General features: G+C 58.7%; 16 protein-coding genes and 1 pseudogene. 6 read left to right on the top strand and 11 right to left on the bottom strand.

Features of this window, described 5'->3' with window-relative positions; genetic code table 11:
* Nucleotides 1-41: 41 nt before the first annotated feature.
* The 6 genes and pseudogenes from IP79_RS14515 to IP79_RS15875 form a co-directional block, all read right to left on the bottom strand.
* Nucleotides 42-518, bottom strand: a pseudogene (locus IP79_RS14515) (IS6 family transposase); the annotation flags it as partial.
* Between the two features lie 110 nt (nucleotides 519-628).
* The gene (locus IP79_RS14520; protein ID WP_054120033.1) at nucleotides 629-1,639 is read right to left on the bottom strand and encodes a sulfotransferase family protein; all 1,011 of its coding nucleotides are present in this window, start codon (nucleotides 1,637-1,639) and stop codon (nucleotides 629-631) included.
* Entirely contained in the window at nucleotides 1,624-2,520 is an 897-nt protein-coding gene (locus IP79_RS14525) for a 2OG-Fe(II) oxygenase (protein ID WP_054120034.1), read from the bottom strand. Before IP79_RS14525 ends, IP79_RS14520 begins: the two co-directional genes overlap by 16 nt.
* 9 nt (nucleotides 2,521-2,529) lie before the next feature.
* Nucleotides 2,530-2,817, bottom strand: a complete 288-nt coding sequence (locus tag IP79_RS14530; protein WP_054120035.1) for a PqqD family protein — start codon at nucleotides 2,815-2,817, stop codon at nucleotides 2,530-2,532.
* Entirely contained in the window at nucleotides 2,814-3,737 is a 924-nt protein-coding gene (locus tag IP79_RS14535) for a hypothetical protein (protein WP_054120036.1), read from the bottom strand. Before IP79_RS14535 ends, IP79_RS14530 begins: the two co-directional genes overlap by 4 nt.
* 121 nt (nucleotides 3,738-3,858) lie before the next feature.
* Nucleotides 3,859-3,990 carry a hypothetical protein gene (locus IP79_RS15875; RefSeq protein ID WP_267886226.1) on the bottom strand — a complete coding sequence of 44 codons (132 nt, stop codon included), beginning with the start codon at nucleotides 3,988-3,990 and terminating at the stop codon, nucleotides 3,859-3,861.
* A 126-nt stretch (nucleotides 3,991-4,116) separates the two neighbouring features.
* Between IP79_RS15875 and IP79_RS14540 the strand changes: the two genes are divergently transcribed.
* Nucleotides 4,117-4,848, top strand: a complete 732-nt coding sequence (locus tag IP79_RS14540) for a 2OG-Fe(II) oxygenase (RefSeq protein WP_054120037.1) — start codon at nucleotides 4,117-4,119, stop codon at nucleotides 4,846-4,848.
* On the opposite strand, the gene IP79_RS14545 is transcribed toward IP79_RS14540, so the two are convergent.
* The gene (locus tag IP79_RS14545; RefSeq protein ID WP_197273840.1) at nucleotides 4,827-6,497 is read right to left on the bottom strand and encodes an asparagine synthase-related protein; all 1,671 of its coding nucleotides are present in this window, start codon (nucleotides 6,495-6,497) and stop codon (nucleotides 4,827-4,829) included. The genes IP79_RS14540 and IP79_RS14545 overlap by 22 nt on opposite strands.
* A gap of 562 nt (nucleotides 6,498-7,059) precedes the next feature.
* On the opposite strand from IP79_RS14545, the gene IP79_RS14550 reads away from it, so the two are divergent.
* From IP79_RS14550 to IP79_RS14565, 4 genes are all read left to right on the top strand, one after another.
* Complete coding sequence (locus IP79_RS14550) at nucleotides 7,060-7,752, top strand: class I SAM-dependent methyltransferase (RefSeq protein WP_156318357.1); 693 nt, start codon at nucleotides 7,060-7,062, stop codon at nucleotides 7,750-7,752.
* 190 nt (nucleotides 7,753-7,942) lie between these two features.
* Nucleotides 7,943-9,043: a nucleotidyltransferase family protein gene (locus tag IP79_RS15920; protein ID WP_082337252.1), complete on the top strand. Its 1,101-nt coding sequence runs from the start codon at nucleotides 7,943-7,945 to the stop codon at nucleotides 9,041-9,043.
* A gap of 17 nt (nucleotides 9,044-9,060) precedes the next feature.
* Complete coding sequence (locus IP79_RS14560) at nucleotides 9,061-9,504, top strand: lasso peptide biosynthesis B2 protein (protein WP_054120041.1); 444 nt, start codon at nucleotides 9,061-9,063, stop codon at nucleotides 9,502-9,504.
* Nucleotides 9,505-9,527: 23 nt separating this feature from the next.
* Complete coding sequence (locus IP79_RS14565) at nucleotides 9,528-11,297, top strand: ATP-binding cassette domain-containing protein (RefSeq protein ID WP_054120042.1); 1,770 nt, start codon at nucleotides 9,528-9,530, stop codon at nucleotides 11,295-11,297.
* 224 nt (nucleotides 11,298-11,521) lie between these two features.
* Here IP79_RS14565 and IP79_RS14570 read toward each other — a convergent pair whose 3' ends face one another.
* Nucleotides 11,522-12,082, bottom strand: coding sequence for a DUF5681 domain-containing protein (locus IP79_RS14570; protein WP_054120043.1), 561 nt, complete (start codon nucleotides 12,080-12,082; stop codon nucleotides 11,522-11,524).
* A 342-nt stretch (nucleotides 12,083-12,424) separates the two neighbouring features.
* Between IP79_RS14570 and IP79_RS14575 the strand changes: the two genes are divergently transcribed.
* The gene (locus IP79_RS14575) at nucleotides 12,425-13,552 is read left to right on the top strand and encodes an alpha/beta fold hydrolase (protein WP_054120044.1); all 1,128 of its coding nucleotides are present in this window, start codon (nucleotides 12,425-12,427) and stop codon (nucleotides 13,550-13,552) included.
* Between the two features lie 157 nt (nucleotides 13,553-13,709).
* Here the strand turns inward: IP79_RS14575 and IP79_RS14580 are convergent, their stop codons facing one another.
* The 3 genes from IP79_RS14580 to IP79_RS14590 all read right to left on the bottom strand — a co-directional run bounded on the left by IP79_RS14580 (nucleotide 13,710) and on the right by IP79_RS14590 (nucleotide 15,624).
* The gene (locus IP79_RS14580) at nucleotides 13,710-14,549 is read right to left on the bottom strand and encodes an alpha/beta hydrolase (protein WP_233994240.1); all 840 of its coding nucleotides are present in this window, start codon (nucleotides 14,547-14,549) and stop codon (nucleotides 13,710-13,712) included.
* Nucleotides 14,550-14,668: 119 nt separating this feature from the next.
* Nucleotides 14,669-15,325, bottom strand: a complete 657-nt coding sequence (locus IP79_RS14585) for an SdpI family protein (protein ID WP_054120046.1) — start codon at nucleotides 15,323-15,325, stop codon at nucleotides 14,669-14,671.
* Complete coding sequence (locus tag IP79_RS14590; protein WP_054120047.1) at nucleotides 15,322-15,624, bottom strand: metalloregulator ArsR/SmtB family transcription factor; 303 nt, start codon at nucleotides 15,622-15,624, stop codon at nucleotides 15,322-15,324. Before IP79_RS14590 ends, IP79_RS14585 begins: the two co-directional genes overlap by 4 nt.
* Between the last annotated feature and the right edge of the window lie 96 nt (nucleotides 15,625-15,720).

The raw sequence follows: 15,720 nt of genomic DNA on the forward strand, positions 1-15,720 counted from the left end.
AATCAATCGAATGCCGCCAGCGCAAGTGATTTAATGGGTCCTGAGCCTAGCTCGCTCATCGCTGCTTTGTACGAGCGAAGGCCATCAGTGGTGATCTCAGCCGGCGAACCGTGCCGCTTCAGCGCCTACTTCATGAACCTGAGCGCTGCCTTCTTGTCTCTCGTCTTCGTGACGTAGCTCTCGAGAACCTCGCCCTCTTGGTCGACCGCGCGCCAGAGGTAATGCATCTCCCCGTTGATCTTTACGTAGACCTCGTCAAGGTGCCACTTCCACTGGCGAAAGCCCTTCATCCGGCGGACCCGCTGGCGCCGCACATCAGCGGCGAACAGCGGACCGAACCTGTTCCACCAGTGCCGCACCGTCTCGTGGCAGATATCGATACCACGTTCGGCTAGCAGGTCTTCCACGTTCCGCAGGCTCAGCGGAAAGCGGACGTACATCATCACCACCAGGCGGATGATCTCTGGTGACGAGTTGAAATAACGAAACGGGCTGGTAGGCTTCTTTGGTCTGGGCATGCCTTGCCCTAGCTGATCAGGCGCAATCCGCTAGCCGGTGCATTTGCTCTGACAGCACCCTTCGAACCAATAGTCAGTTCGGCCGTTCGGCGAAACCGAGCTCTTCACTCTCATCCTAGAAAGTCGGCTGCCGTACTTTGGGTGGCCCGTAAAGAGCGTGCTTTTTCGGCAGACAAATATTTATCGTATTGGCCTCTTGCAACGGCGACAAGATGCGCATTTTGCCTGGTGAACCGGTTCATCCGCTCCGCCGACACAGGAACATAGAGCTGATCGCCATTTTCCTTTCGCGCCTTGGCATATCGAGTCGCCGACCATTTCGTGACTGCATCGGGATCCAGCCTGAGATGGCGCAGGATGTCGCTGAACCTTGATGCAAGTTGAGGGTAAGCCACTGTAAGCAGGTCTTCACGCTCTACCCGAGAGAAATAATCGACCGTCGCGCAAAAACGTGCGGCCGCTGCTTTCGCGATAGGCTCGGCTTCGACATGCTGAAGATATGGCGGAACGGGAAAACGTGCCTGCGCAGCCTCGGATCGCAGGAACGAGGGCGGGTTGCGATCGAGCGATTCCAGCACGGCCACGGGGTCCCGATGGAGGAACACGAACCGCGCGCCTGCCATTTCGGAGAACAACTGGTGAGCGTAGGCGTGCATCTGGCTGTTGAACTTGATCACCAGTCGCTTGCCCTGGCTCGCAGCCCATCTTCGCCAGCACGCAAGAACCTTGAGGCAAATGGCAAGCGCCTCATCGAGGCTGCACGTTCCGTCGAGGCGATGCCGCAGGATGCGAAAGAAAGGCGGTTCGTTAAGGGAGATGACATTCGGGGCGACCGAAATATTGTGTGACAGCAGCGTCGAACCGCAGCGCGAGACATGGAAGATCGCCGCAAAGTCAGAGTAATTGTCATCGGGTTCCGGCTGCTCATTCAGCCACTTCGGCAAGGTCGTTAAGCGTATCGCCTGTGCAAGGTGCTGCGTCGTTGCCTCTTCCAGCGCGTGATGCAGGAATGCGTGGTTCAGGTCGAGCCGATTGACATCAATCAAGCGCACCACATCGTGATCGCCGCGACGCTCGACCAGGTAGGGGAGCCACTGAGCTTTCGTCATTTCTGCAACCATGTCTGGCCGTCGGCAGGCTTCAGAACGTGACAGGAAACGGCGAAACGCGCATCTTCGAAACGGTTTTCTGGAACCCGTGAAGGGGACACCGCGTGATTGAACCAGCTTGGGAACGCGACGAAACGATTTGGTGTCGGCGCGACGGTTGTGAACCAGTTTTCCGCCATACCTTGATCGGGAAAACTGGTATCAATGACGCGAAGTTCACCTCCGCGATGTTGCGGCGGTTTCCGGCCAAGGTAGTAGACGCAGGTGATGGCGCGCCCGACCTCGCCGAATGGCTTGTGGTTATCCGCGTGAGACACGAAGAAGCCGCCATCGCGATGGCAGGTAAGCTTTGTTTCGATCGCGTCCAGGTCGAATCGCGGAAGACCGAAGGCGCGCTGCATTCGCAGAAGATTTTCTCCGACGAAGGCACGCATTACCGGATCGGCTTCATCGAATTGCGGATGAACCAGCGTTTCCCTGGTGTCCGGATCGTAGCCGATCGCATGACGGTTGCTGGGGGCAAGGACAAATTCCTTTTCCAGCGCGCAGGCACGACGATACAGGCGATCCATCTCGTTCGCAGGTAGGAAATCGTCGATTACAATCAACGGCGCCATGACAAAACCGGGCTCGGACTCCAGCCCGGGGTGGCAGAGTGCATCCGGGTCAGGAATCTCGCCCATGCCTTTTTCGCGGGCAAACGCGTTCAGCACCACTCGGGATTCCATCAGGCGTCCGCATCGGCGAAGAATGTTACCTCGCAGCAGGAGGTGTCGGCTGGAGTCGGCGCCACGGCCAATCTGCGTATCGAAGTGATTGAGCAAACCCGAGGCAACCAGCGGATCGGCAAGCCTTTCCATCACATCGAAATGCTTGCGGGCAATATCGAGCATTGACTGTTTTCAAGCCACTCGCTTGACCAGGCCTTCGGATTGCAGCCGATTGGTAAAGTCCGTCACAGCGGCCTCGCACTCCTGCCGCGATATGTCGTACTTGTCTTCCAGCAGAGTGACGATCCCCGCCAGCTTGCGGCTGCCGTCGATTAGGTCCCAGATCGCTCGACCGGTGTGGTTGAGCTCTATGAACTTGTCGGTCTTCATCGACATCAACACTTTTATGTCGTTCGAATCCGTCATCAGCACATCGTCTTCGTGGGCGAAAACGAGATCCATCGAGTCAATTTGAGTCATTGTTGCTCCACCAGGCCTTCCAACTCCATCCGTTCCATCGCGCGATGGGTCAGCGAGACCACCTGTTCCAGGGTATTTCCTTCGCCGGGCCTGACGATTTCCCACACCGGTATGCGATGCGCGAGAGCTTCCCACTTTCTCCGCAGCACCGGGAACGTGTCGCCCGTGATGAAGCGTTTGCGAAAGGTGTGCCGATGCAGGGCGCTCAGCGCTTCCGAAGGATCGAGTCTTCGTGAGACGGGCGACGGCTCATCGCTCCTTTCGATGGTGACTATACCAGCAAGCGGCAACGCTTCTGCCGCGTGAATCGACTTGGTCGAAAGAATACGTTTCCCCGAGATGCACCGCGCTACGTTCGTTTGCGCAGCGTGGTGCGGTAATCGGCGGAGCGCATCATCGGCCAGTTTCGTGCTCGAGGGGCCAGGATGGACAAGGAAATCCGGTGCATCGCCCACAGCGGTGACATCGTCCCCCAGTGTCAAACCGTCCCCCGCAAGGATGTGCGCGGCAACGGTGGACTTGCCGGCTCCGGATTGACCGCAAACGAGAAAGACGCGCCCGTTCTGGCAGATGCTTGCCCCGTGCAGCACCACGCCCGCCCGCTGGTGACGGATGGTCGCGAGCCCGCTGCCCAAAATGTTTGCGGCAAGCAACGCGTCGTCGCCATCGTGTGAACGTTCGTAGATTATCGTGCTTCCATGCTCGATGAGCAAACGACCGACGCCCTTTACGCGCAACAGCACCCGTTGCGGCGCCGTGCGATAGTAACGGCGGACAAGCTCCTGATCGGGGAAAGACCCGGGCACCACGCCGGCCTTGATCCGCACTGGGTCGTGAACGACTGCGTCTTCGATCATCTGAACATCGGGCAATGGCAGGTCACTGACCAAGGTCAGTCCGTGCACCTTGTAAGTCGGCATTAGTGCCTGCTTGCCGACTGGGTCTGGAGAGGTGCGGGCAATTTCGCTTTCGCCACTCGGGGTGCCATGCGCGGGTCTTCGTTTAATACAGGTCCCAGGCTTCGTCTGGAACACCGTCTTGTCATGAAGGCACTCCGGTGAAATCCTCGTCATCAAAGAAGGCGCCGCTGCGAATATCCTTGCTGGTCGCCACGACTGTCAGTTCGGGTGCTTCCCACGCTTGCTTTTCAATGGCCTTTGCTTGATGTGACATCGCTTGATTCCTTCTCGGTATACTCGAAACAGATGTCATTGTTTCGAAGGATTTGTAAAGCCCGATTTACCCAATCCGGCCTATGATTGACGGGTTTCGAACTGGTCGACGCGATATGCAACACACATGAACGATCTTCTGCCCGCATTCCTGCTCTGCGAGCATGTTCGTGAACCAGACAGAGTGGCACGATTGCGGCAAGAATTCTTGCAGAAGACCAACAGGCATGTCGTTATCGACGATGTCTTTCAGCCACAGATCATCGATCTTTTGCAGGATGTCGTCGAACGAGATGGCAAGTTCGTCGACAACCTGAAACTTTCATCGGCAGCGAAAGCCGGCGAACGAACACGCGCGGGTATGCCGCGTGGCTCGGTCGATCCGGAAGCGTTCAACAGCGCTGACGAGGCGGATCGCTTCATCTTCCAGCGCAAGCTTGATGGAGCTCGGCCTAGTCGGGACGGCACCCCCGCGATGAAGGCCGAGGCACTGGTCCGCCGTGCCATGGGCAGCACCAGTTTCCTGAATTGGTTGTCCGCGATTTCGGGAATATCTCTTGAACGCGTGGGCGGGATCAATTTGAAGCTGCACGGGCCGGGCAATTTCCTGCGCAAGCACAGCGATACGCGCCAAGGACGCAAGTTGTGCATGGTGCATTACCTGCACCGGGATTGGCATCCGGATTATGCCGGGCGCTTCAGGCTGTACATGGACGATGGGCGGGTTGAACTCATCGATCCGCTGCCCAATCGCATGATCCTGTTCGACGTTACGCAAGACAACTTTCACGAGATTGAAGCGCTGGGCGAAGTTCCTCCGGGCTGGGTTCGCGTCAACTATTCGGTCTGGTATGGCTGATGATGGAGTAGTTGCTCACTCCAGAGACAAAGTTGTGCGATTGCGCGAAAGTGTCGCAGGGAGAATGCGCCGTTCGAACCCTGGAGATCTTGAAATGCGCGCAATGCGGCTAATCCCCTCGGCATATCGAGGACTTGCGTGAGCAAGGGATTGTCAAGGTTGCGTTTGAACAGTGCAAGGTAATCCTCATGCTCCAGATGGAACCGCGCAGCGGCGACCGGTACGGCAGAAGGCGACTTGTCATCGCGCGTCCGGACCATATCGGGCAGCCGACCTTCCATTGCGCGTCTGATCATACAGCGTCTGTCTTCGACCGTGCGCTTCAGCCGATCTGGCAACCGCAACACGAACTCGACAAGTCGCACGTCGAGCATGGGATAGACATATTCGAAGCCCTGCGATCCTGCGCCCACAGCGCTATCTTGTCCGCGAATTCCGATGGCAGGGGCAGCTGCTCGCCAGCGTTCGCGAGCACCTATGGTTCCCCAAGCTGGAACCAAAGGGAAGCGCGTGCGCCTTTGTGCAAGTTCGTTATCCGAAAGAAATTGCGTCCCGGTTAGTCTGGGCTTGGCCAAAGCCTGATCGCTCAGCCTGCGATGGGCGTGGGAGCGCAGGAAATGCCGACCAACGGCGTTGCGCCATGCGAGGCGCGACAACGGGTGGCTTATTAGTTGCTTGAGTTCGTCCCACCGGCGGTCTTGTGCGAGGCTTTCAAGCAGCCCCGCACCTGCCCCGGTCACGATGTCATCGCCACCGAAACCGGAGAAAAGGACTTCACAATCGTGCTCGCGCAAGGCCTCTACAAGGCCGTGCTGGACGGAATTGAAGTCGCGGCGGACAGGCCCTCCGTGCCGCAGGATCGTGTCGGTCATCGAAGCGACCTGTGGCTGGTGACTGTTGTCGAGCCAGCGGTGTTCGCCCGGGGGCAGAACGCCGAGCACCGCCTCGATTTGCGGCCGTTCGTCGCGTACCCTGCTCTGGCTGTCTGCGTCTCGCCCCAACACGTGCGACAGCGTAAGCATCCTTTGCCCCCGCTCCACCATAATCGGTGCTGCTGAAACCGCGATACTCGTTGAATCGAGGCCGCCGCTGAGTTCGAATGCCGCAGGGCCCCGGTCCGGCAGGCGGGCAACGATCGCCTGATCGAACAGACGGCGGAATTCTTCCACCGCCTCATTAGGGTCGATGTCCAGCAAATCGTCGAGAGCCGGCGGGTTCCAGTGCCGCCGGGTTTCCATTCCGGCAGGTCCGAACGAGATTTGCGTCCCCGCCGAAACGGCCATGATCCCACGATAAGGCGTGGCAGTTCCGTCAGCCTTGATGCCTTCGACAAAGTCCGCCATCCAGCTTGTGTTTGGCGTCCGGTCGACGAACGGCAGCGGTAGTAGCACATCCATACTGCTGGCAAAGGCGACCCAGCCTCCTGAGCGTGCGAAAAACAGGGGGCGAACGCCAAACGGATCGCGGGCGAGTAGCAACTGGTTCTCGCCCTCCACTACGGCCATAGCGAAATCGCCGATGAGGCTCGCGGGAAGCCGCAGGTTCCGTTTGCGCCACGCATTCACGAGAAGTGAGTCTTGATTTCCATCACACGGCGAAAAGAATGACCGGAGCTCTTCGACGTTATCCAGCCTGCCGTCGAACAGCACGACCGTACCCTGAATTTCACCGACCGAATTCGAGTCGCGATTTGCGTCCGCACTCCCTCTGAGTGTGTTGCTTGCAACGTATGCATTCTTGGTTGCATAGGCCCTCTGATGAGCAGAGGGCCAGACCCTCGCTCGTGCCTCCATGAGCGTAACCCAACTTTGTGGCGGGCTCTCTCCCTCCAAAGATAGAATACCGAAGATCATATATAAGACACTGGAATTTTGATGCGGTTGAGAAGGCGCCGGCTTGTTCTGGCTTTGTCTGATCCCGTCCCCAAGGAGCGGCCGATAAGGTAAATCAAGGTCCAAGCTGTTGAACCTGCCACGCAAGGACGAACAACTCAATCCAAGACGGGCAAATAGTGGGAGGCAAGGTCATTGCAACGGCTAGAGCGTTAAGCCCCGTGACAAACCGAATTTAAATGCGCGGCTCAAAATTTTTATATGTGCGCGGTAGGAGCTTGCTGCATTTCGTACTTTCTCGAAGACTAGGAAAGAAATCTAGCTAACTTTCGAACCCTTTGAGACCTGATATTTTTTGCGGGCAGGGCTGGATATCCATTTGCCGAATTTCAAAAAGGCGCTGCTGTCCGCAGCGCGATCGATCTACCGCTTGGCTCATCCCAAGAATCGCGAACTTGCCCGGATACGCCGATCTAACCTCGAACAGTTCCAGCCATTCACGACTACAAAGATGAATCGCTATCCAATGTTGTTTCGTATCGTGTCCGAGCAATTGGCCGATAAGGTGCCGCAGCGCATCCTATCCTTCGGTTGCTCGTCGGGGGAGGAGGTGCGTTCATTGAGAGCATACTGCCCGCATGCTTTCATCACCGGTGTCGATTGTAATCGGCGCGTACTTGAGAAGGCGCAGAGCGCAGACCCTTGCGAGCTTTCGACATACATCGAGGGCGACCGGCCCAAGCCTAATGAACGATACGACCTTATCCTGGCGCTTGCGGTTTTCCGCCATGGCGATTTACGCGGCGAAGAGATTTTTGAAAATTGCGAGGCGAAGTTGTCTTTCGAAAGGGTGAATGCCGCCGTCACCCGGCTGGGTGCGGTTCTTACCATTGGTGGTTGGTTGGCTTGGGGAAATAATCACTTCCGCTTCGAAGATATGGATGCTGCGCAAAAGTATTGCGGCGCTCTTGTCGCGGGAAGGCCGACGATGCCTGATCCCCTCTCTGGCTCTAATAACCGACTGATCGAAACTTCACCGCGACCCCCTTTGCTGGTTCAAAAAGTGGTCTAACCGTAATTTCAATTCTTGGTTTCCTAGAGACCTATCGGGTCGGTTGCCGGTCGTGATCTGCCAGGTGCTAGCGGATAAGTGGAATTCCCCGTTGGTCTTTCGAGTATCTCACATCCCCAAAAAGCATCGAGCACCTTGAGTTACTTCTTTTCGTTCATCCCACTGATTAAGAGGGACAATTTCATTGCGAATGATCCTTTTATCGCATCTTGAATCCAGACCTTCTCTAGAGCTAACTGCGCGGGTGGACTATACCTTTCCCCTGACGCGGCGACTCGCCGACGCATTGAGGCCTGCTTTGGCCTTACCGGGATACTCTAGGCCCGATCCCGAAACGATAGCTCTGGCAGTAGCGCGGCACCGCGTAGCCCCTCTGCTACATTATGCGAGATCGCTTACAGACGATACATTAGACCCTGTGCAGGTCGGCCGGTTAGAGGAACTCAAAAGGATAAACCTTCGCCGATCTATGCGCCAGAAAGCAGCGGCGTCGCAACTGTCTGCCCGTCTGAGGACGCTTGGGATTGCCGCTGTTGTGGTCAAAGGAAGCAAGCTCGGCGAAATCCTTTACGGTGAGGAAGGCCGGCGGCATTCCAAGGATGTCGATATTCTCGTCGAGGCCAGTGCTATGGTCGAGGTTCTCAACATGGTCGCTGCGTACGGCTATCGAACGAAACAGCGCGATGCCGTCAACCCCGAGCATGCGATGCGTATACTGCGCTATCATCACGAGGTTTCTGTCATCGATCCTCGCTTGTCAGTCGAAATAGAACTGCACTCACGGCTACTCTCGCGGCCTCCTTCTGGATGGAGCGACGCATGTTTCTTTTCGGCTCCCCTGGACCTGCAGTCACCGGAATACGTGCTTTACCTTCTGCTTCATGGTGCTCGCTCTAATTGGATGAGGTTGAATTGGCTATGCGACTTGGTCCGGATCGCACAACTGACACCACGCGATGTTCGCGCGACTGTTATCGACATGGCCGACGCATACGATTGCAGCTCCGCTCTGCTCGCAAGCTTTCACCTTGCGCATGCAATCTGGCCGGAAGATTTCGCCGAGGCATGGATAGATGGACTGGCTCCAAAGTCAGAGCGGACGCGAGCTGAGCGACATTTACGGGTCTTTCTAAGAGAGCTGCTCCGCGAGAGTCCGCGGTCGCCGTTCGAACGTCTAGCCCGCCGAGTTGAAATGGTGCGCGATATCCCACTGTGCGGTACGTCCTACCCGCCGAGGCTGCGCGCAGTTTGGGACCAAAACGCGTTGTGGTGGCTTCGCAAAAATCACTAGAGCAAGGACAGCACACGGTGGGCATCAGGCTGCACGACAAACCGGCACTCAAGCTGGAGATTATCCTTGGTCTCGCATGGGCACGGTTGCTTGTCCGCTTCGTGCCCTTCGCGTGGTGGCGCGACACCGTAGGGCCCATCGGCGCCTGCCCTGAAGATATCCAGCAAACCGACTTGACCAACGAGCAGGCGCGCACCGCAGTGGGCATAGGCAGGGTCGTCGCACGGATCGCGAATGTCATGCCCTTCGATGCAGCCTGTCTGCCAAGGGCAATGACGGCGCGCTGGATGCTCCAACGCCGGAAAATCCCGTCACGGCTAATGGTCGGTTCGAAACGCGGCACCGATGACGGCAGCTTGAAATTCCATGCCTGGCTCGTGTGTGGCAATGACATCGTCACGGGAGGCGAAGTGAGCGCTGAATACCATGTTTTCGGCGCGAGCCGGGCAACCTCGGAATGACGCCATTACCGGAAGCTGACCGAATGGCCCACGATGATGGCGGGGTCATCGATCTGATAAAGGCGATAGTCCGGTATGCCGGCAACCGGCTGTGGCCGACAGTTGCGATTGTAGTGGTGGCCGCCGTGCTGGAAGGCGCGGGCATTGTCTTGCTGCTACCCGTCGCCGAAACGATTTTCTCCCAATCGGGCGAACCTGCCCAGACCGGCGTTACCGCAACGATCCTCGCGTTGATGAGGGATGTCGGGATCGACACGGTGCTCGAACAACTGGCGATCATGAGCGGCGGCTTCATAATGCTGGTGCTCGCAAGGTCGGTCGTGCTGGTTCGCCGCGATGTCTTGTTGAGCCATTTGTCGCAGGGCTTCGTCGACCACGAACGGCTGCGCTTCTTCAGGATGCTGACCGCGGCGGAGTGGCCCGTGATCAAGCGGTTCGGAAAGTCGCAGCTCCTCAATTCAATCGTGACCAACATCGGCCGCCTCGGCCAGACGATGAATTTCCTGACACGCGGCCTCGTCACGGCCGCGCTGGGCATGGCCAGCGTTGCTGCAGCATTCCTGGTCTCGACAACCCTGGGTGTCTTTCTACTCGCGCTAACGGCGGTCAGTATTCTGCTTGCGCTGGCCTGGGCCCGTCGAAGCCACGCATCGGGCGAACGGCTGACACTGGCCAACCGGGGCATGATGCAGGAAACCATGCGGTTCCTCGACGGTCTGAAGGCGGCAAAGGCGGTGCGGGCGGAGGAAGAGCTGGCCGAAAGATTCGAAAGCCGGATCTCCGAAGCCCGGAGCATCCAGGTTGCGTTCGTGCGGCAGCAGGCGCGCTTGCGCAATGGAGTGCAGTTGCTGGCAGCATTCGCGGCACTGGCGGTGCTGTTGCTGAGCTATGGCTGGCTGGGCCTTTCAGGCGGGGAACTGCTTGTCATGGCCGCCATCATCCTGCGGCTGGCCCCCGCACTCGTGACCACCTTTTCGGGCGTACAATCACTTGCCCACGCTTTGCCGGCCTTCACGGCGCTCCGCGAGGTGGAAGCAGACCTGGTTGCTGCGGGTAGTGATCCCGATCCCGATTCCGACGCGGAAGTTGCGTTTGACAGAAAGTTGGCGAACGAGGCTCCGATTATCCTGCGCGATTGCAGCGTCAAAACGCGCGATCCGACCGGCGAACAGGTCACCCTGGTCGAAATCGATTATCTAATTATACCACCGGGTACGCTGGTGCACATCAGTGGGCCCTCAGGGTCGGGGAAGTCTACTCTTGCAGAGTTGCTCGCCGGGCTACACCTGCCATCAACAGGAGAAATCGAGCGTGGCCCGGTCACTCTGTCTCAGCGTCGTGCTTGGCAGTCGCAAGTATCTTTCGCTCCGCAAGAGCCGTTCCTTTTCAGCGGTACTGTTCGCGAGAATCTTTGCTGGCCCCAAGGCAATCCGGAAGAAAGCTCGATCTGGCAGGCACTGGACATTGCACAAGCCGCGCATCTGGTGCGGGGTTTGCAGTCGCGCCTCGACGAAGAGTTGCTCGATCACGGAGCACGTCTCTCGGGCGGGGAGCGGCAGCGTCTGTGCATAGCGCGCGCGCTGCTCCAGCCAGCAAGCTTGCTTATCCTAGACGAGGCAACGTCAGCCATGGAACCCGAACTGGAACGTGCGATCGTTTCGAGCATCAAGCATTCGATCGGCCAGAGGATCGTCATGATAGTATCTCATTCTCGTGAGAACTTGGACCTGGCGGATATTCGAGTCACAGTCGCGGACGGAAAGGCAGTTATCGAGGAGGGGAGCGCCTGCTAGTTGGGTTAGCAACAGCCTCTATGTGATCGAGCAGATGCCTCGTATAGTTGGCCATTGGCTCTCGCCGACAACTTGGACAGCGATTCCGATCTCGGAGCGATGACCCGTCAGGTGCCGAATTAAATTTTTGGCACCTAGTGGAGAACAGAGGGGCCTTGGATGTCCGTTTTAAGTTTCGAAAAATTTGGAAGGCAATGACCGAAATTGGGGCGCAAAGCTGACCTTCAGCCCTTCACCATCCACCAGTCCGGCCAATCGACCTTATGCGGCGTTCGCGTCGCCTCCCACACCTCGCGCTGCTCGTCTTGGGTCAACTGTCGATCACCAAGCCGTTCCAGCGCCGCTTGGACGATCCACGGATTGATTTCCCACCGCACGCGGCTCTCGTCGGTCGGGTATTTCTTGATGGCGAGGCCCAGCGGTTCGAGGATCGCGTCGGTCCCGTTTTCGATAGCCGTCAGGACTATCGTCGTGATGCGCTGCGTGTTGTCGGGTCGGCTGGCCCTTGCCCGCTCGATTGCTTCCAGCGAAGCGCGCGCTGCGGCATTGTCTCCGGCAAGGCCCTTTTGCGTCAGCTGCAGCAGGAACGCCTCGGCCGCGGTTACTCTCCACTCCTTCCCGTTTTCGCGGACGGTTACCATCTGGCCGAGCACAGCATCGTGCGGGATCGCCCGGTGGCGGTTCCTGGGCCTGCCTTTGGGGTTGCCCGAACGTCCCTTGGTAAACCGGGTCGCCCTGGGCGGCTTGCCGTAGCCAACATCCTCGCCGGTCTCGTCTGTACTCATGCCCGCCTACCCGATGGCCAGCGCAGCGTTTTACTATCGAAGGTGAAGAACTTGATGTTGTGCACCTCCCGCTCGGTGAACCGGCGCCGGCCCGGACGGCTGGGCCACGACAGCCTCGCATTGCTGGCTGCTGTTTAATGACCGATATGGGGTCGCTTTCTGAAGGGCAGGAATTTTTCAGGATCGGGGCAAAGCGGCCAAGCCGCTTTTGGGATCGAGCCGGGGCGCCGCTCATGGCCGGTCATGGGTGGATTGCTGCCGGTTTGATCCAGCATCGACCTCGCATGGTTGTAGGATTAAGCCCTCTAGTGCATTGTAACCGCTTGCAAAGGAGGTTTCTCGGTGCGCCGATCGACGAAGCTGGTTATCGCGCTCGTCCTCTTGGCGGCTGCTGGCGTGGCTTCGACCCTTTTGGTCGTAGACTATCGCAGCAAGCTTCGCGCAAAGGACTTCGAGAAGATAATCGCGATGCGTTCAGACGAACCGCAGATCGGCCTCGCCTCCGACTGGTTGGAATGTCTCAAGCGCCAAAAGGAAGGCGGCGGCAGCCGCGCGACCCGCACTATCTGTAAGGCGTCGACCACAAACGGACTGACATCCGAACTGGTCGCGCTCAAGGTCGATGATCAAATTGTGCCGGTCATAGAAAACCGACTGGCAGGGGCGAAGCCCGGCCCTGTGATTGTCGATATCATCGGCGGACCGGGCGGAAAACCCTTTGCTGTCGATGACGCGCCAACCGACAAGCAAATCGCTGAAATGCGAGAAGCAGGATTCACGATAAACGGGATAGATTGGCACGCATCCTACGTCAGCTTGCTTGAACGCGGTTTCACGATTGCCTCAGTCGGCTACTGGGGAACCGGCTTACGGACCTTGAACGCCCCGGATGAAATGCAGCTGGCGATCCGCGAGGTCAGGACGGTGATCGACCACTATCGCGACAGGGACGGCGCCGAACCTGCCTTGCTCACTACGAGCCTGGGCAATCATCTGGCGCTCGGCGCGATGGGTGAGAAGCGGTTGGAGGCGATGAATTTTCTCGCTCTGGTTCCGGTCATGGACGGTTTGCAGCATCATCTCCGGAGGGCTGAAAGAGAGATGGCAGAGGCGCGAAACAAGGCGAAGGCTAGCGGAGAGCCATACGGCAAATGGACGTTTTTTCATCTCTACAAGGAAACGAAGGGCGGGAAGGATTTCGACCATGTGCGGATGCTACCGCTTCATGATTTTTTCCCGCTATACGCAGGGGCTGCCGATTTTCCCTGGGGGGCAGTTGGTCCGATAGGCCCGTGCTCGAGGATCATCTTGGGTAGCAAGGACCCGCGCACGCGAGATTATCTGGCTGCGCGTGATGACTTGCCTCAATTCGTTACCGTTCTGGCTTCCGATCACGATCTTTTCGCGGATGCTCCCCAAGAAATGCGCGCTATCTTCGACCGGTATGCAGATTGCTTGGAGGCACACTGACGATCCAGCGAGCGAGCTAAGCGGAACGGCAGCTACGGGGTCGGTTTCTGAATGGCAGAAATTTTTCGCGAGCGGGGCAAGGCCGCCGTGCCGCTTCCGAGATCGCGAATCGGTTCCGCTCATGGCCGGTGATGGGTGGGAAGGCGAACGGCGGCTCCTAGTCGCGGACGAAGGCTGCGATCCCCGAAACCAGCCCCTCGGATAGCGGCAAGTCTGGGGTCTGATAGGCCGCGAAGTTGTCAGATGGACTGTTCCCCGCGACATCTTTCAGCGCATGATTGGCATTAGGCAGGATGATCAGCATCGCCCCCGGATTACCGGCCTTCAGACGCTCCGCATCTGCAACCGAGACCTGCATGTCCTTGCCGCCCTGCACGATCAGGATGGGCAAACGTGCCGTTGCGACCAGGTCCGCCGGATCGAGCGAGAAGGTGCTGATGAGAAAACCCTGCACAGCAGGATTGAATAGCGGCGCAAGCGGCTGCGGCAGGGCGGACGCTTCTACGCGTCGACCTGCCGCAAGCTCGTCGATCGCGGCATCGGCCGCCTGGAGTAACGGCGCATTGGCGGGATTGGCGCGAAGCTGCGACTTGATCACGTCACCCAACGGTCTGCCTGCTGATGCAATCAGAACCACCCCGCAGAGGTTTTCAACCTCCTGCGCGGCGGCAAGCGCCACAAGCCCTCCCTCGCTGTGGCCAATCAACCAGACACAGGGCGCTCCCGTCTTTGCCCGGACGGATTTTACCCAAGCGGCGGTGTCGACCACGTAGTCCGCCATCGTTACGGCGTTAGCATCGGGGACGGCTCCGGCACTGCCGAACATTCCGCGCTTGTCGATGCGAACGGTGGTGATGCCCTCTGCAGCCAGCCCTTGAGCAAGCAGACGATAGCTGGCCGCGCGCACACCGAGCGGACTGTTCCCGTCCCTGTCGGTCGGTCCAGATCCGGGAATAATCAAGGCGACCGGTCCTTGCGCGCTCGAACCGCGCAGCATCGTGCCCGAAAGCGGGCCTTGCGGCCCTGCGGCCTCGATGGGCACCTCTACCGGGCCAGTCTCGGCATGAAGTGGGACACCAAGCGCCGCAGCGCCAGCCAGCGTCATAATACATTTGATCATGCCTTGCTCCTGTGGTTCCACAGCCACCAACTGTAGAAAACGGGGACCACCACCGCGCCGCCGAGCAGCGCCATCATGGCGGCGGCGCGCCATGATGGCGGCAGCGGCGACAGGCCTGCCGCGACGATCAGGCATCCAGCACCCATCATCACCTTGCCCCCAAGACGGTGGGTCGCGATCCAGTTGTCGGTATCGGCAAGGGTCCACGGTGTCCGGATGCCGACGAAGAAGCTCGGTCGCGATTTAGGCAAAGTGTTGCCGATCATCACCAGCAGCGCGCCCAGTCCGACCCGAAGCAGGTCAGGGCCAAGCGCCCAGCCCAAAGCCGGCGCGGCGATCATGACCTGAAGATAAACCATCAGCAGCATGGTCCCGATCCACACCGACCGCAGCAGCGGTGCCGAAGCCTCGAGCCGCTGTTGCAAAGGCTCCAATCGCGGGATCGCTGCAAAGAGTGCGCCGATCAGGACGGACACGCCTGCTGGCCACAACAGGGCCGTGGCTGCCGGCGCATAGCCATCCACTTCCCCCGCCAAATTCCAGTGGGTGGGGAGCTCGGCCCCCTGTTCGAGGCCCGCGGCCACCCACAACCCAAACCCGGCCATCGCCGCTGCGATCCCCAGATTGGCGAAGAACAGACCCCGCACTTTCATGCCGTGTCTCCGGCTTTGCCCTGATGGCCGGCCTCGCCGCTGCCGATCCCGACGCGCCCCATGAACCCCAGCAGCGCCTCTTCGAGCGTGGAAAGGTTGAGCGTGTAGGTAATGGACCCGCTTCGGTTTTCGCCCCGGATCAGGCCGGCTGTCTTGAGCTTGGCAAAGTGTCCAGACATCGTGGGTTTTGACACCGGGAATTGGTCTGCAATCTCGCCGGCAGTCATGCCCCCGCGCTTGAGCATCTCAAGCACTTCACGGCGGATCGGATGGGCAAGAGCGTCAAATATCTCATTCATCGCTATTTAGCTAAATAACGAAACGGCTTCAGTCAACGGCTGTTTCGGGGTCGGTTTCAGAATGGCAGGAATTTTCCAGAAGCGAGGCAATGCCGC

Source organism: Porphyrobacter sp. AAP60 (assembly GCF_001296025.1).
In the GTDB taxonomy this organism is placed as follows: Bacteria; Pseudomonadota; Alphaproteobacteria; order Sphingomonadales; family Sphingomonadaceae; genus Erythrobacter.

Excerpts from the sequence above, each read along its gene's own strand:
- IP79_RS14530 (WP_054120035.1), bottom strand. The coding sequence starts at position 2,817 with ATGACTCAAATTGACTCGATGGATCTCGTTTTCGCCCACGAAGACGAT.
- IP79_RS15920 (WP_082337252.1), top strand. The coding sequence starts at position 7,943 with ATGATCCTTTTATCGCATCTTGAATCCAGACCTTCTCTAGAGCTAACT.
- IP79_RS14535 (WP_054120036.1), bottom strand. The coding sequence starts at position 3,737 with ATGCCGACTTACAAGGTGCACGGACTGACCTTGGTCAGTGACCTGCCA.
- IP79_RS14525 (WP_054120034.1), bottom strand. The coding sequence starts at position 2,520 with ATGCTCGATATTGCCCGCAAGCATTTCGATGTGATGGAAAGGCTTGCC.
- IP79_RS14520 (WP_054120033.1), bottom strand. The coding sequence starts at position 1,639 with ATGGTTGCAGAAATGACGAAAGCTCAGTGGCTCCCCTACCTGGTCGAG.
- IP79_RS14590 (WP_054120047.1), bottom strand. The coding sequence starts at position 15,624 with ATGAATGAGATATTTGACGCTCTTGCCCATCCGATCCGCCGTGAAGTG.
- IP79_RS14570 (WP_054120043.1), bottom strand. The coding sequence starts at position 12,082 with ATGAGTACAGACGAGACCGGCGAGGATGTTGGCTACGGCAAGCCGCCC.
- IP79_RS14565 (WP_054120042.1), top strand. The coding sequence starts at position 9,528 with ATGGCCCACGATGATGGCGGGGTCATCGATCTGATAAAGGCGATAGTC.
- IP79_RS14585 (WP_054120046.1), bottom strand. The coding sequence starts at position 15,325 with ATGAAAGTGCGGGGTCTGTTCTTCGCCAATCTGGGGATCGCAGCGGCG.
- IP79_RS15875 (WP_267886226.1), bottom strand. The coding sequence starts at position 3,990 with ATGTCACATCAAGCAAAGGCCATTGAAAAGCAAGCGTGGGAAGCACCC.
- IP79_RS14580 (WP_233994240.1), bottom strand. The coding sequence starts at position 14,549 with ATGCTGCGCGGTTCGAGCGCGCAAGGACCGGTCGCCTTGATTATTCCC.
- IP79_RS14540 (WP_054120037.1), top strand. The coding sequence starts at position 4,117 with ATGAACGATCTTCTGCCCGCATTCCTGCTCTGCGAGCATGTTCGTGAA.